The following is a 25521-nucleotide window of genomic DNA, read 5'->3' as shown; positions in this document are numbered from 1 at the left end:
AACGCCCAGGCTTATGTGCCGCGTAAAGACATGCAAGCAGAGGTCGCGGCTGATATTCGGAATATCTTCAACGCCCCAAATCGCTCCAAAGCGGAGGAATTTCTCAGGGAAGCAATCACCAAGTACCAGAAGACTGCCTCGAAGCTGGCAGACTGGATGGAGAACAACATACCAGAAGGATTGACGATTTTCTCTTTCCCGGCCGCTCACCAGCGTTTGATTCGCACCACCAATGGGCTGGAACGGCTCAATCGTGAAATCAAACGACGAACCCGGGTGGTAAGCATTTTCCCAAACGAAGGAGCCTGTTTGCGGTTGGTAAGTGCCATCCTGATGGAGACCAGCGATGAATGGGAAGTCGGCAGGCTTTACCTCAACCTGGAAGCAAGGTAGTTTTACTCGATTGAACCTTTACTTTGGAATAACCTGATCGATTTTACAGAAAAAGACTTGCTCAATCATTGATCATTGATGAATATTTTATTTATGTGAATATTATTAATCACCCTAAGTTATCTTCTTAATAAATATATACCTACTGATCAATGCCTAATTCAAGAATTGACTTGATCAAGTCTTTCGCTAAAGGTTTTTTGTTCACAATGTTTGAGGAGGGAAAAATGACAATTTCAGAAGATAACACCTTCGTTGGTCGTCGAACCGAACTCGAGCAATTTAAGCAATATTTATATCATCCTTTTTCTAGTAATCCAGACTACGTCTCACCTCGGCTAATCAAGGCTCGAGTTTTCCTACTTCATGGAATTGGGGGCATTGGTAAAACCGAACTCTCTAGACAACTCTTGGAGATTTCTGATGAAGCTGGTTGGCAAAAAATATATATCGATTGGGATCGCATTAATGATCGTCCAAATGAATTTGTAGATATTCTAAATACATTGGCCGATAAATTACTTACCATTGAAGGAGGACAGAAAGCAATTCAGTCATATCTTGAAGTTCATAGGCAGTTATTATCGATTGGTGAGCGTATTGAACGATATCGAGCTGATAATCCTGAAATATGGCAAAGAATTATTGAAAGTTCACAAACTATCGCTATGCAGCTTCCAACATTGGAAATAAAAGCGCTTGGTATAGCAGCTACAGCAGCTCTCGATTATGGCCCCCGCCTCCTTGCTAGATTGATAGATATGATGGTAGCGAAGAAAAAACTTAATATCGCCGAAGCTCAACTATATAAAAAACCAGATACTCAACTTGCTCACGCACTTATCCAAGCACTTCATATTATTGCACATCAAACAGGTATTGTCGTAGCGTTGGATACAAGCGAAACACTATCAATTACTCTTGAAGAATCTCTTCGCGACATTCTAATCTGCCCAGCGGTAGAAAACGCAACTGGGCTTTTCTTTATTGTTAGTGGTCGTCATAATCAATACCATGCTCGCGAAGTTGAAGGTCGCTATATTTCAGGTTATGCCGATCGCCTTGTTGATCCTCCACCTGTTGTATGGGATATAACCCAATTTTCCGCGCCAGAAATTAAAGATTTCTTACGAGAATGGAAGTTGCCTTGTTCAAAAGAAATGATTGCCTATTTTCAACAAACGACTCGAGGTGTACCATTTGCAGTACTTCTCCTTGCTAAAGCTCTTGATAAACTTGGTATTGTGCATGTCAAGAAAGATTTTCCACCTGATCCTACTGAAATTGATTTATCAAAAATCACGCAGTTAGTTGTCAACCGATTCTTACGATACTGTCTTTATGACTCAGATGACAAACAAAGAATTTGTACATTAGCTATTCTCCGTACTCGTGATGATGCAGCTTTACGTGCTATATGGCAATTACCCGAGAATGTGTCACCTCATGATATCATTATTACCCTACAATCTCGTTATGGGTTTATTCAATCTGATTATTCTCTCCATGATATCGTCCAAGAATTTCTTCGTACGCACCTGCGTTCCGACGATCGCGAAACTGCTTCGTTTATCGGTGCATTAGCCTCTTGCCATTTTTTACAATGTTGGGAATTCGAGACAGCACAATTACAAACAATTGCTGATCGCCTAGCAGAACAGCGTTGGTGTATGGTAACCCTTGATACGCTTAATGCACTTGCTTGGAGTGATGAATCAGCTGCTTTACGCTTTCTCGTTGAGCGAATATTAGAAGTACAAATATTTGAGCCTGAATTTGCAAAAATTTTACTTAAGTTGATTCAAGAATTTCGCGACAAACAAGATTGGTGGCACTCCCGCACGAATCATATTATTGATCTTCTTGCTAAAACAGCTGCAACGGAACCTTTGGATGCCCTATCTGCCCTTGAAGCTTTCAGGCATGAGTATGGACAATTACTTTCTTCTGAACATAATGCGCTTGTAAATCTACAACGTGCCCTTTGTTTTGCACGGCAAAAGGAATGGGAATCAGCTCTTAAATCTTGTTATGAAATAGATACATCTTTACCGGTTGATATCAGTTTGCGCCAAATATTAGCCGAGATCTATCGGCAAATTGGCATTGGAATCTCTTATCCCTTTACAATTAATTCATTATCTACCCAAAAAGGTATGCTTGCATTAACACGGGCTGCGGAACTAGACCCCAAATGTGTACTTTGTCGCGCTTGTGTTTATCACGGACAACAAAATTACACTGCCGCATTGAACGATTTCGCTCAAATGATTGTATTTCAACCCAATAATAGTATTATTTATCACCAACGTGGATATACTTATGAAGATATGCAAAATTATCCAGCTGCATTAGCAGATTTTACTAAAGCAATTGAACTAGATCCCCTGGAAGGGGAGAATTACCATGAACGTGCTCACGTTAGAGTCAATCTTAATTGTGTAGATGATGCTCTAGCTGATTTTGCTCAAGCCATAACATTAGAACCGGATGATGAACGTCATTATTTTTGCCGTGGATTAACTTATCATTTTATTCATAATAATTCTGCAGCATTGGATGATTTTAATAAAGTGCTCGAAATGAAAGCAGAAAGTGGAAAAACTTATTTTTGGCGTGGGCATACTCATTATGAATTAAAGAACTATTTTGCAGCTTTGGATGATTTTTCAAAATCAATTGAACTGGAGCCGGAAGATAGTGAAAATTATTTTTGGCGTGGAATTTCATATTTTGAGTTGCAAAATTATTCGATCGCGGTAGAAGATTTTTCTACTGCCATAAAATTCCAATCAGAAGACGGAAATTTGTATTTTTGGCGTGGGCGTTCTTATTATGAATTAAAGAATTATTTTGCAGCTTTGGATGATTTTTCAAAATCAATTGAACTGGAGCCGGAAGATAGTGAAAATTATTTTTGGCGTGGAATTTCATATTTTGAGTTGCAAAATTATTCGATCGCGGTAGAAGATTTTTCTACTGCCATAAAATTCCAATCAGAAGACGGAAATTTGTATTTTTGGCGTGGGCGTTCTTATTATGAATTAAAGAATTATTTTGCAGCTTTGGATGATTTTTCAAAATCAATTGAACTGGAGCCGGAAGATAGTGAAAATTATTTTTGGCGTGGAATTTCATATTTTGAGTTGCAAAATTATTCGATCGCGGTAGAAGATTTTTCTACTGCCATAAAATTCCAACCAGAAGACAGAAATTTGTATTTTTGGCGTGGGCGTTCTTATTATGAATTAAAGAATTATTTTGCAGCATTGGAGGATTTTTCGTGGACAATTAAGCTCCAACCAGAGGTTGGAAAAAATTATTCCTGGCGTGGAATTTCATATTTTGAGTTGCAAAAATATTCGATCGCGGTAGAAGATTTTTCTACTGCCATAAAATTCCAACCAGAAGACGGAAATTTGTATTTTTGGCGTGGGCGTTCTTATTATGAATTACAGAATTATCATGCTGCGCAAGAAGATTTCAGTAAAGCAACCGAATTACAACCAAAGGAGGCTACAAATTTTGTTTGGGTGGGACGTGTCTATTTAGCAAAAAGTCAATTTCGGGCAGCCAAAAATGCCTTTATTCAGGCAGAAAAATTGATGGGTAATGTAGGGGAAATTGCTTATATCATTTCTATCGGTTATGCATTAATTTTAAAACCTAATGAAACATGTAGTTGGCTGAGAAAAGCTATTAGTCTAGATACAACTCTCCTTGATTCATGCCAATCTGATTCTCGTTTTGAATTCCTTCGTAATAATAAAACCTTCCAATCTATTATTACAGAATTTTCTCCTTCTACAGACTTGACTTAGGTCTTCTCTTCCAAGTATTTTTGGGCACTATCAGAAATTCATCCTTTTGGTTTGTTATCGCATTTAGAAGTATGCTTTACTCGAGTAGAAAATGGTACCTTTGGAGGCTAACATGTCCGACGACGTCAGCGATATCGCCGCTTATTACAGCAGCGACCCAACCCGGGAGCACACCCGCCTCGAGCGCCACCAGCTCGAGTACGAGCTGACCTGGCGCTACCTGGAACGCTACCTGCCCGCGCAGGGCTCCATCCTGGAGGTCGGCGCCGCCACCGGCCGCTACACGCTCGAACTGACCCGGCGCGGCTACGCCGTCACCGCGGTCGACCTGTCGGCGGACCTGCTGGACGCCTGCCGCCAGAATCTCGAACGGGCCGGCCTGGCGGCGCGGGTGACCTTCGCGCTGGCCGACGCGCGCGACCTCTCGGCCGTGCCGGGGACGGATTTCGACGCCGCCCTGCTGATGGGGCCGCTCTATCACCTGATCCTGGAGAGCGACCGCCGGATTGCCTTGCGGCAGGTGTACGACCGGCTGAAGCCGGGCGGACTGCTGGTCTCGGCTTTCATCAGCCGCCTGGGTATCTTGGGCGACCTGATGAAGGACCTGCCCGAATGGATCGACGACCCGCGCGAGGTGCACGCGCTGCTCGAGGTCGGGCACCGCCCAGACGACGCCTCAAGGAGTGGGTTCCGCGGCTATTTTGCGCGCAGCGAGGAGATCACGCCGCTGCATGAGAGCGCCGGCTTCGAAACGCTGGCCCTGGCGGGCAGCGAACCGGCCATCTCCGCCGATGACGAGAGCTACAACCGCCTGGAGGGCGAACGCCGCCGGTGCTGGCTGGATTTACTCTACGCGGTGAGCACCGAACCGTCCATTTTGGCCGCCTCGCGGCATTTGCTGTACGTCGGGCGAAAACCCGCTGCCTAGATCTGCGGGCCGCCGTTTTATGCACGTGGGGCTCTTTCCCCTCTCACCAGGAAGATGAGTCTCTGCTTTTTATTTTTTAACCCAGTCGGATGGAGCTATTCAAAAATTGGCCTTTCTAAATATTGTAAACGTGCAAATTTGCAGTACAATTGCAAAATAGCACGAGGTTGCTCATGTCAATCGAATTCATCCCGCGCAGTCTTGAACCGGTTTTATTAAAGGCCGCTGGCGAATTTCCGGCGGTCGTACTGGTCGGGCCACGACAATCCGGCAAGACCACACTTCTGAGTCACCTTTTTGGCGGAAAATACTCGATTGTTTCACTCGAGCCACCCGATGTGCGTCTGGCTGCGCAATCGGATCCACGGGGTTTTCTCCATCAATTTCCCGCGCCGGTCATTTTCGATGAAATTCAATATGCTCCGATTTTGCTGCCGTATATTAAAGAGGCCATCGACTCGAGGCGCAGTCAGCCAGGGCAATACATCCTGACCGGCTCGCAAAATCTGTTATTGATGTCGCAGGTCAGCAAGAGTCTGGCGGGCCGTGCAGCGATTCTCAAATTGATGCCGTTAACCCGGCGTGAAATAACCGGCGCGCCCGGTTTGAGCTTCCCATGGGAGGGCGCGGCTGCTCCCGGAATGCCGTTGCAATCTCCCGCAGATCTATGGTGGCAAATCCTGCGTGGTTCTTATCCCGAATTGGCTGCAAATCCGGAGCGGGATGCTCACCTCTGGCAGGCCGATTACATTCAAACCTATCTGGAACGGGATGTCAGGAACTTACGAAATCTGGGCGACCTGACCCAATTTCAACTTTTCTTACGCGCACTGGCTGCCCGCAGTACGCAAATCCTGAACTTGAGTGACCTTGCGCGGGATGTTGGTATAGCTGTCAATACGGCTAAGAGTTGGATTTCCATTCTGGAAGCCAGTTTTTTGGTGTTTATCCTGCGTCCATATTATGCGAATATCGGCAAGCGCCTGATCAAATCTCCCAAAGTGTATTTTATGGATACAGGCCTGTTGTGTTACCTGGTAGGGTTGCGGGATGTGAATCATGCTGTTGCAGGTCCCATGGGCGGAGCAATATTCGAAAATTGGGTGGTTTCCGATTTGTATAAGACTTATCTCCATCGTGGCGAAGAGCCTGCCATGTATTTCTGGCGTACCGCAGCCGGTTCGGAAGTAGATATCATTATCGATACTCAGGCAGGCCTGGTACCCATCGAGGTTAAATTATCCCAGACGCCCCGCCCGGAAATGGCGGTGGAATTGCATTCTTTACTGAACGATTTAAAGGGTAGGGCTTTACCGGGATTTGTTATTCACCCAGGTAATGTTGTATTGCCCATGGGCGAGGGCGTGACTGCCTTGCCTGTGAGCCGCCTGTAACGGGAAAATTCTGCTCGCGCCGGTTTCCGACCGTGCGCGCCACAGACCTTGAGTTTCTTGCCGAGAATATCATGAAATTCCGTCATCCGATGACGGAATTTCAGGGTAGATTTCTCCGTCTCGCCGCTAATCATTCTACTCGCGCCGATCTTCGACCGCGCGCCTTCGTCGGTGCATACTACTCATCGCGTTGAATACCGCCCAAGATTTTTTACCCCGAAAGGCACGAAATTCACGAAAAGAAGACTGAATAGGGCAGTATATAACCTTGTAGAGATTCTTCTTCCTTCTTTCGTGTACTTCGTGTGTTTCGCGGTCCATTTCTTTTGCAATTCAACCGTTATGTCAAGCACATTCAGAAATGCGCTTTGCCTGCTCAGTGATATACTTTGCCAAACGACTATCCGAGAACCGCTTTTTCTCGATGGGACTTCAAAAAGGAACTCCAATCATGAACCGTATCGTTGCCGTTAATTCCAACTGCTACCACGGCTATTCCATCGAGGAAGCCATCGATGGCATCCGCACTGCCGGTTTTCATTTCATCGAATTGACCGCCACCAAGGGCTGGACTGAGCACGTCTTTCCGACCATGAGCTTCAACGACCTGAACTCGGTCAAGGACCGGCTGGACGACGCCGGGCTGGTGGCGTTCTCGATGAGCGGGCACACCAACTTGATGGACACGGAACGGATCGGCGACTTCATCAACAATATGCGCCTGGCCAACTTCTTCGGCTGCGATACCATCGTTTCATCGATCGGCGAAGCCCACCTGAAAGACCAGGCCGTGGCGACTAACGAAGAGGTGGCCCGCCACATCCAGAACCTGCTACCCTATCTCGAGGAATACGATCTCGACCTGGTGCTGGAAAACCACGGCGAGCACGCCACCGGCCAAATCATCAAGGAGATCGTCGAGTTGGTCGGTTCGAGGCGGGTGTGGGTCAACTACGATACCGCCAACGTTATTTACTTCGCGGGCGTGAATCCGCTGGCCGACCTGCCGCGCTGCGTGGATAAAGTCGGGTACATGCACATCAAGGACAAGATCGGCGGCAAGGGCGAGTGGAACTTCCCGGCGCTGGGCAAGGGTGAGATCGATTTTCCGGCCATCCTGGGGCTGCTGGATGAGGCCGGCAACGATTGCCCGCTGAGCATCGAGATCGAGTTCACCAGCGCGGGCTCGAAGGATCTGGCCGAGGTGAACCAGGCCGTGCGCGATTCGTACGATTATTTGAAGGATCTGGGTTTGAATATTTGACCCGGGAAGGTTGACCACGAAGGGCACGAAATACACGAAAAAGAAGATTCAAAAGAGTTTTTGACCAACCGGTAGAGAACTTTTCGCTTCTTTTCTGGTTTCGTGGGCTTCGTTATTTTTCGGGGTCTTTTTGCCAATTCAGCGGAGGGTTGAAACATGATTCGAATCGCCATCGTCGGCACGGGCGGCATGGGCACAGTGCATTACAACAATTACGCACACATCGACGGCTGCAAGGTCGCGGCGCTGGTGGGCATCACCGAACAGAGCAAGGCTTGCGCTGCGGAGTGGGGCCTGCCGCTCTACGCCGACATCCAATCCATGGCGCGCGCCGAGGGGGTGGATGTGGTGGACGTGTGCTCGCCTACTTTTTTGCATAAGGACCACGTGATGGAGGCGTTGTCGCTGGGCATGCACGCCATCACCGAAAAACCGGTCGCCCTGCACAAAAAGGACGCCGAAGCCATGTTCGACCTGGCCGGGAAGCAGGGCAAACTGCTCCTCGTCGCCCAGGTCCTGCAGTTCACCAGGGAGATCGAGACCCTGCGCGGCCTGGTGCAGAGCGGCGAGTACGGCAAACCCCTGGACGCATTTTTCGAGCGGCTCTCAGCCTGCCCGCGCTGGGTGCAGAACGGCTGGCTGTTCGACCGCTCGAAGAGCGGCCTGCTGCCTTTCGACCTGCACATCCACGATCTGGATGTCATCGTCAGCCTGTTCGGCCGGCCCGAGCATTACAGCTTCACCAGTTGCGGCGGCGCCGGGAAGACCTATCAAGAGCATTACCGCTTCCTATATGCCTACAAGGATTTGAACGTGGCTGCCGAAGCGGCCTGGTTCAACGCCGATTTCCCGTTCACCGCGCGCTGGCGGGTGTATTTCGAAAACGCGGTGGTCGTCAACGATGGGGCGCGCCTGGTGGCCTATCCGCTGGATCACGAGCCGCGCGTGTTCGACACCACGGATGAGATCCAGATTCCGACCGGTATCAACCTGCCGCCGACCGGCATGTTCTACCGCGAGCTGGCGCACTTCATGGACTGCGTGAAGCGTGGCGCGCCGTCCGAACGGGTGGGACGGGAGCAGATTTTGACGGTGGTGGGGCTGCTGGAAGAGATGGCGGGCTGAATAACCGAAGCGCCCGCCGACCGTTCCAAGGTCATACCGAAAAGTGAAATGCCTGCCAGCGGCGGGCATTTTTTCCGTCCGGGGAAGACCCGGGGCAAAGCAAGGAATGACGAATCACGTCCATTTAATATGACGAATCGCGTGATTGACATCGCCCGCGGGTTGTGCTACGATAAGGACAAGTTCGAATGTAATCGATTACAGTAATCGATTACATGGGAATACTGTATCTTTTTTCCCGGTTTTTCGGTTTATTTTCTGGGTTTCGGAGCAGTTCATGGCCACCATGGCGGATGTCGCACGTGAAGCGGGTGTATCGGTCGCAACGGTTTCGCGGCTGCTCAACAATCTGGGCGTCGTCAGCCCGGAGACGGCAGCCCGCGTGTACGCCGCGATCGAAAAGCTCTCCTACGAGCCCAACCTGCTGGCCCGCAACCTGCGCAAGAACGAGAGCCGGGTCATCCTGATCCTCTCCCCGAACATCACCAACCCCTATTACGCCCACATCCTTTCGGGCATCGGCGACGCCGCCGCTGAACTGGGTTACTCGGCGCTGATCTTCAACACCGCCGATGATCCGGCCCGTGTACGTGAAGGCCTGGAGATGTTGAAGAAACATCGCGCCGACGGCGCCATCCTGATGGCCAGCGACATGAACTGCGCCTGGCTGCTGGAATATGCGGACGAATACCCACTGGTGCAGTGCAGCGAGTACGGCCCGGACGTGGACATCCCGCACGTCTCCATCGACAACTACCGGGCCACCCGCGACATCATGGAATACCTGATCGGGCTGGGCCACCGGCGCATCGCCCACATCAGCAGCGAAAACGACTACATTTCCACCAGCCTGCGCTTGAAAGGCTATCGGGATGCGCTCGCGGAACACGGTTTGACCTCGCGCGACGACTATATCATCTACGCGTCCCGCGATTACTCCTTTAAAAGCGGCAAAGCCAAAGCCAGAGAATTGCTCGCCGTCGAGCCGCGCCCGACCGCCATCTTCTGTATTTCCGATACCCTGGCCCTGGGCGCCATCACGGCGGTCAAAGAAATGGGGCTGCGCGTCCCGCAGGATGTGACTGTCATCGGCTTCGACGATGTGGAGCACACCACCATGTTCCACCCTTACATCACCACCGTGGCCCAACCCTGCTATGAAATGGGCAAAGAGTCCGCGCGCCTGCTTTACGCCTTGATGATGCAGGAAAAACAGGTTCCGCGCCAGTCGATTTTGGAACACCGCTTGATCGTCCGGGAATCCACTTCCCCACCCGCTGAGTTGGAATAACCGTCGGCTTCACCGGGAAACCGGCGGATACCCAAGAGCAAGGAAAATTTCAGAAGGAGAAAAGGTCATGAAGAAGTTCGTAACTGTATTGATGGCCCTTGTAATTATGGCCAGCTTTGCACTGACCGGCTGTGCAAGCACTGCCACTCCGACGGCCGCACCCGCGACGGAAGCCGCTGCGCCCGCGACGGAAGCGCCTGCCGCGACCGAAGCCGCCCCAACCACCCTCTACAAGGTGGGTATCCTGGCCCCGGCCGTCACCCACGGTTGGGTCGCCGCCGTTGCTTACAACGCCGAAGCCCGCTGCAAGGAACTCTCCGATCAGATCGAATACAAACTGTACACCAGCAGCAATGCGGAAGAAATGACCACCCAGCTTGACGATCTGCTGACCTGGGGTGCCCAGGCGATCGTTGCTTTCCCGCAGTGGGAAGGCATGGAAGTTCCGATCCAGGCCGCCATCGATAAGGGTGTCACGGTTGTCAATTTCGATATCGAAATCAATGCCACCGGCGTCTACCGCGTTTCCGGCGACAATAAGGACATGGGCATTCAGGGCGCCAAGTACATCGTCGATAAAATCGGCAAGACCGGCACCGTTGTGATGCTCGAAGTCCCGACCTCCGGTTCCGTCTCCGAGCTGCGCAAGGCCGGCTTCGTCGAGACCATGGCCGACATCGCCCCGGATATGAACATCCTCACCTACGCCACCAAGTTCACCCGCGAAGATGGCCTCAAGGATTTCGCCGACATCCTGACCAAGAATCCGCAGATCGATGCCGTTTACTCGATGGATGACGAAACCTCCATCGGCGTTCTCCAGGCGATCAAGGAAGCCAACCGCACCGACATCAAGGTCGTGACCGGTGGCGGCGGTATGCAGGAATACTTCAAGATGATGCCCGAGAACCAGAATATCTGGATCGAGTCCGCGCTGTACAGCCCGGCCATGGTCAAGGACGCCGTCGATATGGCCCTCTCCATCCTCAAGGGTGAGAAGGTCGACCCCGTCAAGATCATCCCCACCACCCTGGTGGATCGCGACAATTACACCGAATACCTGGACGCGAATTCTCCGTACTAGGATTTCGGTCTTCTCTACAGAAGTCATTGGCAAGCGAAGAGGCTATGGCATTGCCATAGCCTCTTTCTTAAGAAATAATAGTAGTAATCCTAGAACGGGCAGGTCTTTATGATCCTTGATATGCACGGCATCTACAAAGCGTTCGGCGCGAATGAAGTCCTCAAGGACGTTCATTTTTCGCTGAAGGGCGGCGAAATTTGCGCCCTGCTGGGAGAAAATGGGGCTGGTAAATCCACCCTGATGAACATCCTGGGCGGCGTCCTTCCGGCCGACGCGGGTGAGATCGACATCGATGGGAAGCCAGTCACTTTTCACAATCCGGCCGAGTCGCTTGGTGCTGGCATTGGTTTTATCCATCAGGAATTGAATTTGATCAACGACCTGGCGGTTTACGAAAACATGTTCATCGGGCGCGAGCTGAAACGCAAAAACGGCCTGCTGGACGCGGACCGCATGATCCGGGAGACCCAGGCCGTGTTCGACCGCATGAATCTGGACCTCAACCCCAGGTCGATGGTGCGCGACCTGGATGCTTCGTACAAACAGATCGTTGAAATCTCGCGCGCCTTGATGATGAACGCTTCGCTCATCATCATGGACGAGCCCACCTCTTCGCTGACCGGGCCTGAAATCGAGCGCGTTTTCGATATGATGCGCATGCTCCGGGATCAGGGCGTGGGTATTGTCTTCATCTCTCATAAATTAAAAGAAGTGATGCAAATCTGCGACCGCTACTTCATCCTGCGCGACGGCAGGCTGGTGGCCGAGGGGAACGTCGCGGATGTGAACACCGACGACCTGGCGCGTTTCATGGTTGGACACGACATTCGCACCATGAAGCTGCAGCGCCGGCACGACACGGCTCACGAAGTCTTACGGGTGGATCACCTGACGGACAGCAGCAGTTTCAGGGATATCTCATTCTCGGTGCGCGCCGGCGAGGTGCTGGGCGTCACCGGGCTGCTGGGTGACGGCCGCAGCGAACTGTTTCAGGCCATCATCGGCGCCGGCAGCGAGTACACCGGCCAGGTCTTTTTCGAGGGCCAGCCGGTCAAGGTGCACAGTACCACCCAGGCGGTGGAGCTGGGGATCGGTTATTTGCCCCGCAACCGCAAGGAAAACGGCATTATCAAAGATATGAATATTTTGGAAAATGGCTCCATCGTCACCTGGCCGCGGATTGCGAGGTTCGGGTTCATCAACCGCAAACTGCAGAACCAGGTGTTTGACACCCAGGTCAAGAGCCTGCAAATCAAATTGGAACGCAAAACGGACTTGATTACCAGCCTGTCGGGCGGCAACCAGCAAAAAGTGGTGCTGGCCAAGTGGCTCGCCACGCAGCCCAGGCTGTTGATATTGGATAATCCGACCCAGGGCGTGGATGTGGGCGCCAAGGAAGAGATCTATGACATTATTCTGAACCTGGCGGACAGTGGGGTGGCGGTTCTGGTGCTGTCCAGCGAAGCGCAGGAGATCATCCGTGTGTGCGACCGGGCGCTGGTCATGTATCACGGCGCGCTGCAGGGTGAAGTGACCGGCGAGGCCATGAACGAACACGATATCATGCGTTTGGCCACAGGCGCATCTTTAAATTGAGCGAGGGAAGAGACCAAGTATGAATGCAACTGTTGCACGGAAAAAGAACAACCAGAATTTCTTCTCCTGGTTCGGGACCATGTGGATGTCCCGCCCACTCTTCAGCACCGGCATCGCGCTGATCGTGATGATCGTCTTACAGACCCTGGCGTTGGGCTTTCATTTCGACTCCGTTGGCGCATGGTTCACCACCTGGCTGCAAAACTGGATCAACATTTTGCGCAATAACGCCGGCATCGGCATCATTTCGCTGGGCATGACCTTCGTCATCATCTCCGGCGGCATCGACCTGGCCGTAGGCTCCACGCTGGTGGCCATCGGCGCGGTGGTGATGATGCTGATCGACAGCGGTCCCATGGGCATCCTGGCCGGCTGGGGCATCACCGGTGTGCCGGCTTTCATCATCGCCATCCTGCTGGGAATGGCGCTGGGTACGCTGCTGGGCGGATTTACCGGCGTCCTGGTCACCAACGGCAAACTGCCGCCGTTCATCGCCACGCTGGGCACCATGAAGATCTTCCGCAGCGTTACCCAACACTTCATGCAGGGCTACACCCCGGCTGTGCCCAAGAGTTTTTTGAACATCGCTTCCTTCCAGATCGGCGGGCAGTTGCTCATGCCCATCATCTACTGGGCCGTGTTGGCCGTGGCGCTGTATATCGTCTTTACGCGCACCACCTTTGGGCGCCAGGTGATCGCGGTCGGCTCCAACGAGCGCGCCACCAAACTGTCGGGCGTCAACGTCAATGCCATCAAGCGCCGTATCTACGCCCTGATGGGCCTGCTGGTCAGCATCGCGGCGGTGATTCAGGTTTCGCGGATCGGTTCGATGGATTATGCCAACGCCGGCAGCGGCTATGAAATGGACGCCATCTCGGCGGTCATCGTCGGCGGCACCAGCATGATGGGCGGCAAGGGTTCCATCGTTGGCACGGTGTTGGGCGCGTTGATCATCGCGGTGATGAACAACCTGCTCAACCTGCTGGGCGTCCCGCCCTTCCTGCGTGAGGCCTTCAAGGGTGTCATCGTCATCGGCGCCGTGCTGCTGCAAAAGAAAGAAAGCAATTCGTAAGAGTATTCACCACGGAGACACAGAGAAAAAGCTATTAGCTGTTAGCTTTTAGCCATTAGCCCTCTTCTTACTGATTTCTCTTTGTCTTACTCTTTTTTAAAAACTCTGAGGTCTCTGTGAACTCTGTGGCTCTGTGGCTCTGTGGTTTTTCTTCTTCGGAGGTGTGTGAGTCATGATCAAAATTGGCATTATCGGATGTGGAAAGATCGCCCAGGTGCGGCATATCCCGGAGTACGCCGCCAACCCCAACGCGCAGCTCGCGGCCTATTACGACCTCAATCCGGCGCGCGCCGCGGAACTGGCGAAAAAATACGGCGGCAAAGCCTACCCCTCGGTGGACGAACTGCTGGCCGTCAGGGATATCGATGCCGTCAGCGTGTGCACGGCCAACACCTCGCACGCCGAGATCAGCATTGCCGCGCTGAAGGCCTGCAAGCATGTGCTGTGCGAAAAACCCATGGCCACCACGCTGCCCGATTGCGAAGCCATGGTTCAGGCTGCCCGGGAGACCGGCCGCTACCTGATGCTGGGGCACAACCAGCGCCTGGCGAAGGCGCATGTCAAAGCCCGCGAACTGATCGCCGGCGGGCTGATCGGCGACATCGTCTCCTTCCGCACCACCTTCGGCCACAGCGGCCCCGAGACCTGGAGCGTCGACCCGGGAAAGAATGTGTGGTTCTTCGACAAGAACAAGGCCGCCATGGGCGCCATGGCCGACCTGGGCATTCACAAGACCGATCTGATTCATTTCCTCACCGGCCAAACCGTGGTGGAGACCACCGCCCGCCTGGTGACGCTGGATAAACGCGACGCCAGCGGCAGCCTGATCGGCGTGGACGATAACGCCATCTGCATCTACCGCCTGAGCGGCGGCGCGGTCGGCACCATGACCGCCAGTTGGACCTTCTACGGCGCCGAAGACAACAGCACCGTGATATACGGCACGCAGGGCATCCTGCGCCTGTACGATGACCCGACCTATTCCATCAAGGTCACCACCCGCGCCGGCGATACCATTCTGTACGAGATCGATAAAATCCAGACCAACGATCAGCAGACCAAGTCCGGGGTCATCGACGCCTTCATCGATTGCCTGGTCAACCATCACGAGCCCGAGATCTCGGGCGCCGAGGTCCTCAAGACCATGCGCGTGATCTTTGCCAGCATCGAATCTTCGCAGACCGGCCACAGCGTGGCCGTTCAGCAAGCCTGAGAGAGGACAATTATGAAATTAGGTTTCGTCAGTGCCATTCTGGATGGCTGGAATTTCGAAGAAACGATCGATGTGGCGGCCGGGATGGGCTTTCAGTGTGTGGAAGTGGCCTGCTGGCCGCGCGGCAAGGCCGAACGGCGTTACGCCGGCGTCAGCCACATCGATGTCGATAACCTGAGCGATGATCAGGCCGCCCACATCCTCGCTTATTGCAAACAAAAAGGCGTCGAGATCTCCGCGCTGGCCTTCTACCCCAATCCCATGGACGGCGACCCGGCCAAACGCCAGGCGGCCATCGACCACCTGATGAAGGTCATCGCCGCCAGTGGAAAACTGGGTGTCAACCGGGTCACGACTTTTATCGGCCGCGACCAGACAAAGACGGTGGATGAGAACCTGGATCTGTTCAAAACGCTCTGGCCGCCGATCATCCGCTTCGCCGAGCAGCGGGGCGTCAAAGTGGCCATCGAGAACTGCCCCATGCTGTTCGGGCGCGAGCAGTGGCCCGGCGGGCAGAACCTGGCCACCAGCCCGCGCATCTGGCGCCAGATGTTCGAGCTCATCCCCAGCGATTCCTTTGGGCTGAACTTCGACCCCAGTCATTTCGTGTGGCAGATGATGGATTACACCCGTCCGCTGTATGAGTTCAAGGACAAGATCTTCCACGTTCACTTCAAGGATATCAAACTCTTCCCGGACCGTCTGAATGAGGTCGGTACGATGGCCTACCCGCTGGATTATATGAGCCCCAAACTGCCCGGCCTGGGCGACGTGAACTGGAGCAAGTTCGTTTCGGCGCTGACCGACATCGGCTACGACGGCTACGCCTGCATCGAGGTAGAGGACCGCGCCTTCGAAGGCAGCAAAGAGAAGATTTTGGACAGCCTGCGGATTTCGAAGAAGTACCTGCAGCAGTTTGTGATTTAACAGCCGACAGCCAGCATTTGCTGTTCATCAGGGTTTGGAGGGTGCGGTCGAGGGGAGGACCGCATCCTCCGCGTTTAACGGGGAGGCATGGGACGAGGAGGAGGTAAACAGAGCCATCCGTGCCTGGGCGGGACCCTCACCCTGATTGACGCAACTTACAACCTCGGCCGTTTTCCCTCTCCCTGGGAGGGAGAGGGCGCAAGGGCCGCTTTATCCGATTCATTTTCTTGATGTGTAAAGACCCCGCGGGGAATTCGAAGACCTCATGGGCGGTCAGGGACAGGACTGCGGCCGGGCCTGGGCGTGACCCTCACCCCGATTGACGCAACTTTCAACCTCGGCCGTTTTCCCTCTCCCTGATAGGGCGAGGGCATAAAGGACGCTTTATCTGATTCATTTTCTTGATGCGTAAGGGCCCAGCGGTCGATCAAGGTTAAGCTGCGCCCGGGCTTGGACGAGACCCTCACCCCGATTGACGCAACTTACAACCTCGGCCGTTTTCCCTCTCCCTGGGAGGGCGAGGGCATAAAGGATAGCGGGATGCGTCATTTGATTAATGCGTAAGGGCTCAGCGGGGAATTCGAAGACCCGGTGGGCATTTGTAGATAAGCTGCGGCCGGGCTTGGGCGGGACCCTCACCCTGATTGACGCAACTTACAACCTCGGCCGTTTTCCCTCTCCCTGGGAGGGAGAGGGCATATGGGACGCTTTATGCGGTTCATTTTTCTTGATGCGTAAAGACCCAGCGGTCGATCAGGGTCATGCTGCGGCCGGGCTTGGGCGGGATCCTCACCCTGGCTGAAGTCTCCTACAGTTCGGCTTCGAAAATTCCTGAACTCTCACCCCACGGGTGGTAACCCACTCCGATCCTCCGGAATCCGTAGCGTTCGTAATAGCCCACATGATCGCTGCACAGGTACAGCTTCGTGAACCCGGCCCGCCTGGCATCCGTCCGGGCGCGCTCCAACAGCAGCGAACCGTAGGCGTGGCCGCGATAGGCTTCCTCGATGAACAGCGCGCAGGCCCACGGGTAAAGATCCATCCGGCTGATGAAGTCGTTGGTGATCAGCCCAGCGCAACCGGCGATGGTTTCGCCGTCCATCAGCAAATACCACTGCGGCAGCGGCGCCGGCGTGGCGATGCAGTGCGCGATGCAGTCTTCGTAGACCCTGCGGCTGGCCTCGTTGGCCCAGATCTTCTGGAAATAAGCAATGAAGGTATCCTTCATTTCGGGATTGTCGCGCACGGATACGATCTTCATACCTTGCACTCGACCCTCGGGGCTGTGAATTTCGGATGTCGGCATGTGAATTCCCTCCAAAAAAAAACGATGAGGATGCCAACCAGCCTATCATACAACCCCTTTTTTGGCGAGTTCTGGCGGCCGAATGGAGTCTCGGTCGCGCTGGCCGGCATCGAAAGCATCGGCCACCTGTTCACTTCTCTTATCGGAATCTTAGAAACCCGCTGTACGATGAAGGAGGATCATTGTTTTTATCCGTACCCTGATTTTGCCCGGCTTTTGCGGTCGTGGAAACATTTTCAAGACTCACAGTTCGTGATCGGAACAATCTGGCAAAAGGGTTGCAACCTTATCCATTTTCTGAACCGATGGCTACCCGGGTCTTGAAGGATTGGTTTTCGACCTCCGGAGAGTTGTTCGCCGGGCTTCATCAACCACACAACGGCGCCGGCGGATTTTTATCCGCAAGCGTCACGATTTTCTTTTTTGCCTGAGCAGTAGCGCTGTTTTTACAGCGAGGAGGCTGATATGAGCACTGCATTTGACCGGAACAAGATGGTCATCGATGAATTTCGGGCCAACGCCGGAAAGGTCGGCGGCCCGTTCGCGGGCAAGACGCTGCTTCTTTTGCATACGATCGGAGCAAAGAGCGGGCAGGAACACGTTAACCCGACTGCCTATGTTCAGGATGCCGATCGATTCGTGATCATTGCCTCGAAAGGCGGGGCTCCGACGAATCCGGCCTGGTACTACAACATCCTCGCCCATCCGCTGGTGACAGTGGAGGTCGGAACCGAAAAGTTTCAGGCCCGGGCGGCGGTTGCAACCGAGCCGGAGCGAACCCGCTTGTACGACAAAATGATCGACATGATGCCCGGTTTTGCAGAATACCGGCAGAGAACTTCGCGGGTGATCCCGGTGATCATCCTGAGCCGGGTGAAGTGAAATGAGCGCCGCAGCCGGGAGGCCAGGATCGACTCGCGTGGGTTGAAATGGATTAACGCGCCGAGGTGAGTCATTGAGTGGGCAAAGCCGGAACCACGCGGACGGCCGGGTTGCTTTCGATCGCCCTTAAGCCCGGCACTCGATCCCCAGGTGGACGAACTTCGCGCACAACAGCGCCTGCGCCCCGGCGAAGTATTCGTCGCTGCGTTTATCCTGCAGGCCGTATTTGCGATACACCCAATCCGCGTCGTGATAGTTCATGCGGTCCAGGCGCACGTACTCGACCTTGCCGGCCAGCAGTTCGGGCAGGTTTTCGACGCCGGGCAGCATGGGCGCGATCATGGCATAAGTGTGGATGCCGGCCTGGTGAAGTTCGCCCAGCGCGCGAATGCGTTCGGGGATGGGCGGGGCGGTGGGTTCGAACAGCCCGCGAATACGGTCGTCGGCGGTGGTGACGCTGAAGCCGGCCTCGAATTGGCGTCCCTGCCGCAGGATATCCAGGTCGCGCAGCACCAGCGGCGAGCGCGTCTGGACGGTGACCGGCCAGTCGTTTTGGGCCAGGATCTCCAGGCACTGGCGCGTGATTTTGTATTGGGCCTCCAAAGGTTGGTAGGGGTCGCACACCCCGCTGACCCACACGCGGTCGGGTTTCTTGCGCAGGATTTCGCGCCGCAGCAGCTCGGGCGCGTTGATTTTCACATCCACGAATTGCCCCCAGGGTTCCTTATGCCCGGTGAAGCGCCGCATGAAGTGGGCGTAGCAATACAGGCAGTTGTGCTGGCAGCCGGTGTACGGGTTGATGACGTACGGGTAGATCTTCGACGCGCACAGGATCGATTTGGAGTGGATTTCCTGAATGAGCATGAATTGATTATAGATCAAAATTTCGATTTTAATTGGGTTGCAAATGACGGATTTTTCGAATGAGCAAAGATTATCTGCTATAATCGCGCCCATGGTGAGCTTTTATAAAGTCTAACGCGCTAAAAATTTTCTGCATTCCCCAACAGTATTATTACCTTTAGGGACATTTCCGGCTGAATCGCGCCCGGGGGTGTCCCTTTTTGCATCTGTCCGTCAGACGATTTTGACAGGATCGTCTTGCGATTCATTGAGATTAAGAAAGAGCAAGCTACAGAGGCCACAGAGACCATAGAGAGGAAAAATCAAAAAAAAGAAAGAATCTCTTCTTTCTGTCCTCTTTTTCTCTGAGAACTCTGTGTTCCCTGTGGCTAATTAAAAAGGATTCAATAATGAACATCACCTTATCGAATGGAAAAGTACTCCCGATCGAGATGCACCAGATTAAGATCGTGCAAAAGACCCATCTGCCGCCCGCCAGCCGGCGCCTGGAAGCCATGCAGGAGGCCGGGTTCAATACCTTTTTACTGCGCACAAAGGATATCTTTCTCGACATGCTCACCGACAGCGGCACCAACGCGATGAGCGACCGGCAGCTTTCGGCGATGATGGCCTCCGACGACGCCTACGCCGGCAGCGAGAGCTTCTTCCGCCTGGCAGCGGCCGTGCAGGAGGTATTCGGCCTGCGCTTCGTCATGCCGGTGCACCAGGGACGCGCGGCCGAGCACCTGCTGGCCAAGGCGTTTGTCAAACCGGGCGACGCCGTTTTGATGAACTACCACTTCACCACCTCCAAGGCTCACGTCGACCTGGCCGGCGGACGGGTGATCGAGCTCTTCGGCGAGGATGCGCTGGAGACGTGCAGTTGCAACCCGTTCAAGGGCAACCTGGACCTGGGCAAGTTCGCCGCGGCGGTCGAGGAGCGTGGCCCCGAGCGCATCGCCTACGTGCGCATGGAGGCCACCACCAATCTGATCGGCGGGCAGCCGTTTTCGATGCAGAATCTGCGCGACGTGAAGGCCATGGCGGATTCTTTTGGCATTCCGTTGGTTTTCGACGGCAGCCTGATCTCCGAAAACGCATACTTCATCCAACAACGCGAGGCTGAGTTCGCCGGCACGACCCTTCAGGAGATCATCCTGGAGATGATGCGCAACGTGGACATCCTGTACATGTCGGGGCGCAAGAGCGCGGCCGCACGCGGCGGGTTGATCGCCACCAATCGCAAGGATTTCTACGACCGCATCCTGGCCTGGCTGCCCGTGTACGAAGGCTTTGCCACCTACGGCGGCATGTCCACCAAGGAGATCGAAGCCATGGCGGTCGGCCTGCGCGAGATGACCGACCCGGCCGTGGCCAGCAGTTCGGCGGATTTCATCGAGTACTTCGTGCGCCGCCTGGCGGAGGAGGGCGTGCCGGTGGTGACGCCGGCCGGAGGGCTGGCCTGTCACCTGGATGCAACGCGCTTTCTGCCGCACATTCCGCAGTCACAGTACCCGGCCGGCGCGCTGGCGGCGGCGATTTACATTGCCTCTGGCATCCGCGGCATGGAACGCGGCACCATCTCTACCGACCGGGGCGCGGACGGGAGCGAGACGCTGGCCGACATGGAATTGGTGCGCCTGGCGCTGCCGCGCCGCCTGTACACGCTGTCGCATATCGAATACGCCATCGACCGGCTGAAATGGCTGTTCGTCCACCGCGAGTTGATCGGCGGGTTGAAATTCGTCGAAGAACCGGCCGTGCTGCGCTTTTTCTTCGGGCGGCTCGCGCCGATCGGCGGCTGGGATGAACGGCTGGCGGAGGATTTCCGCGCCGATTTCGGCGACGCCTGTTGAACTATTCCCGTAAGAGCAATTCATGAATTGCCCCTATGGGGGGGTTCATGATGCCTATATGGGGGGCTGTCATGAATTGACCATACATACAGTGGACGGTTCAATTTCCCAGGAACTACCCTGCAGCGGAGTGGCGCTGGACTTGAATTTGAATAGAATAGGTACACGGGCGACGGTTGGATTTTTTTCTCCGTAATTTGCCCTTCTGAAAGGACCGATTTTGCATGGAAGATTCATTATGCCTGGAGGAAATCGGATTACTGCTCCTGATCGATCGCCTGCAAGCCAACCACCAGACGCTCGGTCGAGAGACGATCGTCCCCTTTGCCGAGCTGAAACAACCTGCCGTGGCGCGCGGGTACGCTGCGTTGATCGGCGTTTTGCTGGAAAAAGGGTTCGTCCGGGGGGATGCAGAGGCATTTGCGCTGACTCCGGATGGGTCTCGCGCGGTCCGGGATATCGCGCAGCGCTGCTCCCTCAATGCCCTGTTCTATGACGAATACTACCGGGCCATCCGGCACAGCCGGGCGCACGCCCTGTTTTGTGAACGCGTCTATGGTAAGGATCTCGGTCAGCACGGGATGGCAGACATGCAGCAGCTTGACCGCGCCCTGGCCGAATTGCAGATCGAGCCGGGTATGACGCTGCTCGATTTCGGCTGCGGCGACGGCCAGATATCCGAATATATCGCGGACGCCAGCGGGGCGCTTGTCACCGGCGTCGATCTCGCCGGGCAGGCCATTCGCATCGCCGCGGAACGGACGGCCGGCAAGCGCGACCGGATAAAATTCCGATGCGCCGACGTCGAAAAGGAACCCGAGAGTCTCGGCGCGGAGATGTTCGACCGCGTGATCGCCATCGACAGCCTGTTCTTTACCAGGGACCAGCCGTCCGTCACAAAGCTGCTCCTGGATCATCTGACCCCGGGCGGGCGGATGGTCGTTTTCTATATCTGTCCGCCGCCGGTTGCGGAGAATGAAACGGCCTTCGCCAGGGGATTGTCCGCTCTGGGACAGACCTACCGGGTTCTGGATTTTTCAGTTCAAAATAAACAGCACTGGCTGAAAAAAGAAGCCGCCCTGAAGGACCTGGAATCGATGTTCAAAGCCGAAGGCAATGAATTCCTCTACAAAAACCGGCTGGCGGAATGCGGCGGAATTCAGGATTTTCGGCGCTTTTTGTACGTCGTTCGGATGCTGAATTGACCTCTTTAAGTGCCTCCGGTCTGAGGGAAGATCAGACCGGAGGCCGATTGCACCTCGCGAACGGGCGGGTAAGATGAGAGCCACAATCTCAATTTCGCGAGGCATCGATGAATTCAAAAAACATAATCGAAGTTACCGACCTGCAGCGCAGCCTGCCGATGGGCGGGCGCGAGCTGGTCGTGTTGCGCGGCATTTCCTTTTCGGTCGCCGAGGGTGAATGGGTGGCGCTGACCGGGCCCTCGGGGTCGGGTAAATCGACCCTGCTGGGGCTGCTGGCCGGCATCGACCGCCCCACCCGCGGCTCGGTGCGCGTGGACGGCGTTGAAATCAGCGCCCTGCCAGAGGCGCGCCTGGCGCACTTCCGCAACGAGAAGATCGGCATCATCTTCCAGGCGTTCTACCTGATCCAGAGCATGAACGCGCTGGAGAACGCGGCTGCGCCGTTGTATATCGGCCCCAAACGGCGCCAGGCGCACGAACTGGCCGAGCGCATGTTGACCCAGGTCGGGTTGGGCGGGCGCCTGGACCATCTGCCCAACCAGCTTTCGGGCGGCGAGCAGCAGCGCGTGGCCATCGCCCGCGCCCTGGTGGGCGGCCCGCGCGTTTTGCTGGCCGACGAGCCCACCGGCAATCTCGACAGCGCCACCAGCGCCCAGGTGCTCCAACTGATTCGCGAGATGCGCCGGGCGCTCAATCTGACGGTGGTGATGGTGACCCATGACCCGCGGGTGGCGCTGTGCGCCGACCGGCAGCTTCACCTGTGCGACGGGCGCCTGGTGGCCGACCCCGCCCAACGCGATTTCGGCCCCGCCATGGCGCCGGCATTGGCCAGGGAGCAGCGATGACCCGCCTGAATTTCTTCCTGCATACTGCGTTGGAACACCTGCGCCACGGCGGGCAGCGCATCGGGGTGGCTGTGCTGTGCGTCGCCTTTGGCGTCATGTCGTTGGTCGCCATGACCCTGCTCTCCAGTTCGCTGGAGCGTATGTTGGTCGAGACTCCACACGACCTGATCGGCGCGGATATCAGCATGGATCGTTCCGCTGAGGATGCCATCCTGCCGGAGCATATCGAAGGATTGGATGAGCTTGTCAAGGACGGCGTCCTCGGAAAATATACGCTGGTGGCGTATACCTCCTCGCTGACCTTTCACCTGCCCGATTCCGGAGAGCTGCGCTTCCCCAACGAGGGCATTGGCATCGATCCGGCGGCTTACCCGCCCATCGGCGCGCTGTCGGTGGAAGGCTCCGAAAGCGCCGGGCTGCCCACGCTTCTGGCCGAGGTCGGCGATGTTCTGGTCAGCCGCGACCTGGCGTTGGAATATCATCTCGCGCTGGGCGACAGCCTGGTGCTCGCCGACCTGAATGCCGGCAAGCCCCTGCCGGCGCGCATCCGCGGCATCATCACCGACACCCCCAACCATAAGGGCAGCAAATTGTATTACTCGCTGGAAACAGCCGCCCAACTGGAAGGAAGCGACCGCTCCTTGAATACCGTGCTTGCCACGACGGCCGATTCGGAAGCGGCGGAATCCAGTCTGAAAGCGTTGGGCTGGCGGGTCTTTATGGCGAATGACCTGGCAGAGGCGGATGAATTCGTTCAGGACCTGTTCGCCACGCTGCTCAACGGCGCCGGCGTGCTCGGGCTGCTGGTGAGCGGGGTGGGCATTGCCAACACCATGCAGGTTTTGCTGCGCCGCCGCCAGCGCGAGGTGGCGGTTTGGAAAAGCCTGGGCTATCGCAGCAGCGACCTGATGGTCCTCTTTGCGCTCGAAGCCGGCATCCTGGGCCTGGTTGGCAGCCTGCTGGGCGCGGGGTTGGGGGTGGCCGTTTCGTATGGCCTGGTGGATCTGTTCAGCCGCACCTCCACCATGCTGATTCGCTGGGTGTTGGCCCCCGAACCGGTGTTGTTGGCCGTGCTGGTGGGCGTAACCACCACCGTGGTGTTCGCCCTGTGGGCCATCGTCTCGACCAGCCGGGTGAGCCCCGTGACGTTGCTGCGCGGTCAGAGCGCTTCTGCTGCCCAACTGCCGCGGTTCCAATCCGGGCTGCTGTTTGTGCTCCTGGCCGTGCCCTTCACGGCGGTCATCAGCCTGATCATGGGATCGTTTCTCAAGGCGGTGGGCGTGCTGGCCGGCGCCCTGGTCGGGTTGGCCGTGCTGGGCGGTTTGCTGGGCGGGCTGCTCTGGCTGGTCACCCGACTGCTGCCGCTGCACGGGTTGCCGTTATTGAACATGGCGCGCGGCAATCTGGCGCGGCGCGGCCTGGCGCCAGTGTTTGCCCTGGTTGCCCTGTTTGTCGGCGTGACCGCGCTGACCCTGGCCAGCGTGGTGACTCAAAGCGCCTACCGCGTGATCGATTCGGTTACGCTGGAAACGCAGGGACCCAACCTTACCATCCTCGCGCCGGCTGAACAGGCTAAACAGGTCACCGCTGCCCTGGACAAGCAGGGGATCGAGGATGAGTCGGTGAATTACTCCACGCGCGTGCGCGCCATTCATCTGGCAACCGATTCGCAGCAGGTCCTGTCGCCGGTATTGACGGCGCGCACGGATCTGTCAGGCTACACCTTTACCGGCGCAGACTGGGGCAGTAAACCGGACGGAGTCTATACGCCGGAGATGGATAAAATTCCCGAAGGCAGCTTGCTCAAGGTGGAGTTGTGGGATGGCACGATCCGCGATCTGCCGGTGGTCGGTTCGTACCGCGTGGACACGGAGCAGGTGCTTGCCCCGGAGCAGGGCATCCTGCTGCCGGTGGAATTAAGTCAATCCATCGCCCCGGCCGACCAGGCCCAGTATTGGGCGCACATCCCGGCCGCGCGGTTGGCGGCGGCTGCCGGCGAACTGGGCGGGTTACTCCCCAATGCGACGGTGATCAACCTGGTGGCTTATTCCGCCCGCTTCACCGCCATGTACCACAACCTGTTCCTGTTCGCGATCAGCATGGCGGGGCTGGCCATACTGGCCGGGATGCTGTTGATGGCCAACTCGGTCAGTCTGTCGGTGCTCGACCGGCGTTTCGAGATCGGCGTGCTCAAAGCCATGGGATACACGCGCGGGCACGTGTTGTTGACCCTGATGGTAGAATATGCTTTGGTCGGTTTGCTGGCCGCCGGCGCAGGGCTGGCGGTGGTCAAGGGATTCCTGTGGTTGGCCGGACTTAGAAACGAAGTGTTGGCCAGCCTGATGGTGCTGACGCCCGAAGTGGCCGGCGGAATCCTGCTTTTCACTCTGTGCATCACCCTTTTTACCGTGCTGGCGGTGGCCTGGAAATCCACCCAGGTTTCGCCATTGGTCGTCTTGAACGATCGGGAATAAAC

19 protein-coding genes are annotated in these 25521 nt (G+C 55.3%); 17 read left to right on the top strand and 2 right to left on the bottom strand.

The window, feature by feature from the left end; genetic code table 11:
* The 12 genes from LARV_RS02110 to LARV_RS02055 all read left to right on the top strand — a co-directional run.
* Window positions 1-393: transposase (locus LARV_RS02110; RefSeq protein WP_172797759.1), on the top strand; the 393-nt coding region annotated here is incomplete at its 5' end.
* Between the two features lie 227 nt (window positions 394-620).
* Complete coding sequence (locus tag LARV_RS02105) at window positions 621-4214, top strand: tetratricopeptide repeat protein (protein ID WP_075072085.1); 3594 nt, start codon at window positions 621-623, stop codon at window positions 4212-4214.
* 91 nt (window positions 4215-4305) lie between these two features.
* Window positions 4306-5142, top strand: a complete 837-nt coding sequence (locus tag LARV_RS02100; protein ID WP_083522262.1) for a class I SAM-dependent methyltransferase — start codon at window positions 4306-4308, stop codon at window positions 5140-5142.
* 173 nt (window positions 5143-5315) lie between these two features.
* On the top strand, window positions 5316-6536 hold the full coding sequence (locus tag LARV_RS02095) for an ATP-binding protein (protein ID WP_075072083.1): 1221 nt from the start codon (window positions 5316-5318) through the stop codon (window positions 6534-6536).
* Window positions 6537-6987: 451 nt separating this feature from the next.
* Window positions 6988-7800 (top strand): sugar phosphate isomerase/epimerase family protein, encoded by an 813-nt coding sequence (locus tag LARV_RS02090; protein ID WP_075072082.1) that lies wholly within the window; start codon window positions 6988-6990, stop codon window positions 7798-7800.
* A 156-nt stretch (window positions 7801-7956) separates the two neighbouring features.
* The gene (locus LARV_RS02085) at window positions 7957-8925 is read left to right on the top strand and encodes a Gfo/Idh/MocA family protein (protein ID WP_075072081.1); all 969 of its coding nucleotides are present in this window, start codon (window positions 7957-7959) and stop codon (window positions 8923-8925) included.
* Between the two features lie 277 nt (window positions 8926-9202).
* Window positions 9203-10216, top strand: coding sequence for a LacI family DNA-binding transcriptional regulator (locus LARV_RS02080; protein ID WP_075072080.1), 1014 nt, complete (start codon window positions 9203-9205; stop codon window positions 10214-10216).
* Between the two features lie 67 nt (window positions 10217-10283).
* A complete protein-coding gene (locus LARV_RS02075) occupies window positions 10284-11300 on the top strand; it encodes an ABC transporter substrate-binding protein (protein WP_075072079.1) in 1017 nt (338 codons plus the stop codon).
* A gap of 108 nt (window positions 11301-11408) precedes the next feature.
* A complete protein-coding gene (locus LARV_RS02070; protein ID WP_075072078.1) occupies window positions 11409-12896 on the top strand; it encodes a sugar ABC transporter ATP-binding protein in 1488 nt (495 codons plus the stop codon).
* Between the two features lie 19 nt (window positions 12897-12915).
* The gene (locus tag LARV_RS02065) at window positions 12916-13968 is read left to right on the top strand and encodes an ABC transporter permease (RefSeq protein WP_075072077.1); all 1053 of its coding nucleotides are present in this window, start codon (window positions 12916-12918) and stop codon (window positions 13966-13968) included.
* A 172-nt stretch (window positions 13969-14140) separates the two neighbouring features.
* Window positions 14141-15181 (top strand): Gfo/Idh/MocA family protein, encoded by a 1041-nt coding sequence (locus LARV_RS02060; protein WP_075072076.1) that lies wholly within the window; start codon window positions 14141-14143, stop codon window positions 15179-15181.
* 12 nt (window positions 15182-15193) lie between these two features.
* Window positions 15194-16108 (top strand): sugar phosphate isomerase/epimerase family protein, encoded by a 915-nt coding sequence (locus LARV_RS02055; protein ID WP_075072075.1) that lies wholly within the window; start codon window positions 15194-15196, stop codon window positions 16106-16108.
* Between the two features lie 808 nt (window positions 16109-16916).
* On the opposite strand, the gene LARV_RS02045 is transcribed toward LARV_RS02055, so the two are convergent.
* Window positions 16917-17369 (bottom strand): GNAT family N-acetyltransferase, encoded by a 453-nt coding sequence (locus LARV_RS02045; protein WP_075075074.1) that lies wholly within the window; start codon window positions 17367-17369, stop codon window positions 16917-16919.
* Between the two features lie 510 nt (window positions 17370-17879).
* Here LARV_RS02045 and LARV_RS02035 point away from each other — a divergent pair.
* A complete protein-coding gene (locus LARV_RS02035; RefSeq protein ID WP_075072072.1) occupies window positions 17880-18296 on the top strand; it encodes a nitroreductase family deazaflavin-dependent oxidoreductase in 417 nt (138 codons plus the stop codon).
* Between the two features lie 126 nt (window positions 18297-18422).
* On the opposite strand, the gene LARV_RS02030 is transcribed toward LARV_RS02035, so the two are convergent.
* Window positions 18423-19160, bottom strand: a complete 738-nt coding sequence (locus LARV_RS02030; RefSeq protein ID WP_075075073.1) for an SPL family radical SAM protein — start codon at window positions 19158-19160, stop codon at window positions 18423-18425.
* A 389-nt stretch (window positions 19161-19549) separates the two neighbouring features.
* Here LARV_RS02030 and LARV_RS02025 point away from each other — a divergent pair, with 389 nt between their 5' ends.
* The 4 genes from LARV_RS02025 (at window position 19550) to LARV_RS02010 (ending at window position 25519) form a co-directional block, all read left to right on the top strand.
* Window positions 19550-20995: a tryptophanase gene (locus LARV_RS02025; RefSeq protein WP_075072071.1), complete on the top strand. Its 1446-nt coding sequence runs from the start codon at window positions 19550-19552 to the stop codon at window positions 20993-20995.
* 224 nt (window positions 20996-21219) lie between these two features.
* On the top strand, window positions 21220-22200 hold the full coding sequence (locus LARV_RS02020) for a class I SAM-dependent methyltransferase (protein WP_075072070.1): 981 nt from the start codon (window positions 21220-21222) through the stop codon (window positions 22198-22200).
* Between the two features lie 107 nt (window positions 22201-22307).
* The gene (locus LARV_RS02015) at window positions 22308-23045 is read left to right on the top strand and encodes an ABC transporter ATP-binding protein (RefSeq protein ID WP_075072069.1); all 738 of its coding nucleotides are present in this window, start codon (window positions 22308-22310) and stop codon (window positions 23043-23045) included.
* Window positions 23042-25519 (top strand): FtsX-like permease family protein, encoded by a 2478-nt coding sequence (locus LARV_RS02010; RefSeq protein WP_075072068.1) that lies wholly within the window; start codon window positions 23042-23044, stop codon window positions 25517-25519. Before LARV_RS02015 ends, LARV_RS02010 begins: the two co-directional genes overlap by 4 nt.
* Window positions 25520-25521: the final 2 nt, after the last annotated feature.

It is taken from the genome of Longilinea arvoryzae (genome assembly GCF_001050235.1).
Lineage (GTDB): Bacteria > Chloroflexota > Anaerolineae > Anaerolineales > Anaerolineaceae > Longilinea > Longilinea arvoryzae.
This window is presented reverse-complemented; position numbering and strand designations above follow the sequence as displayed.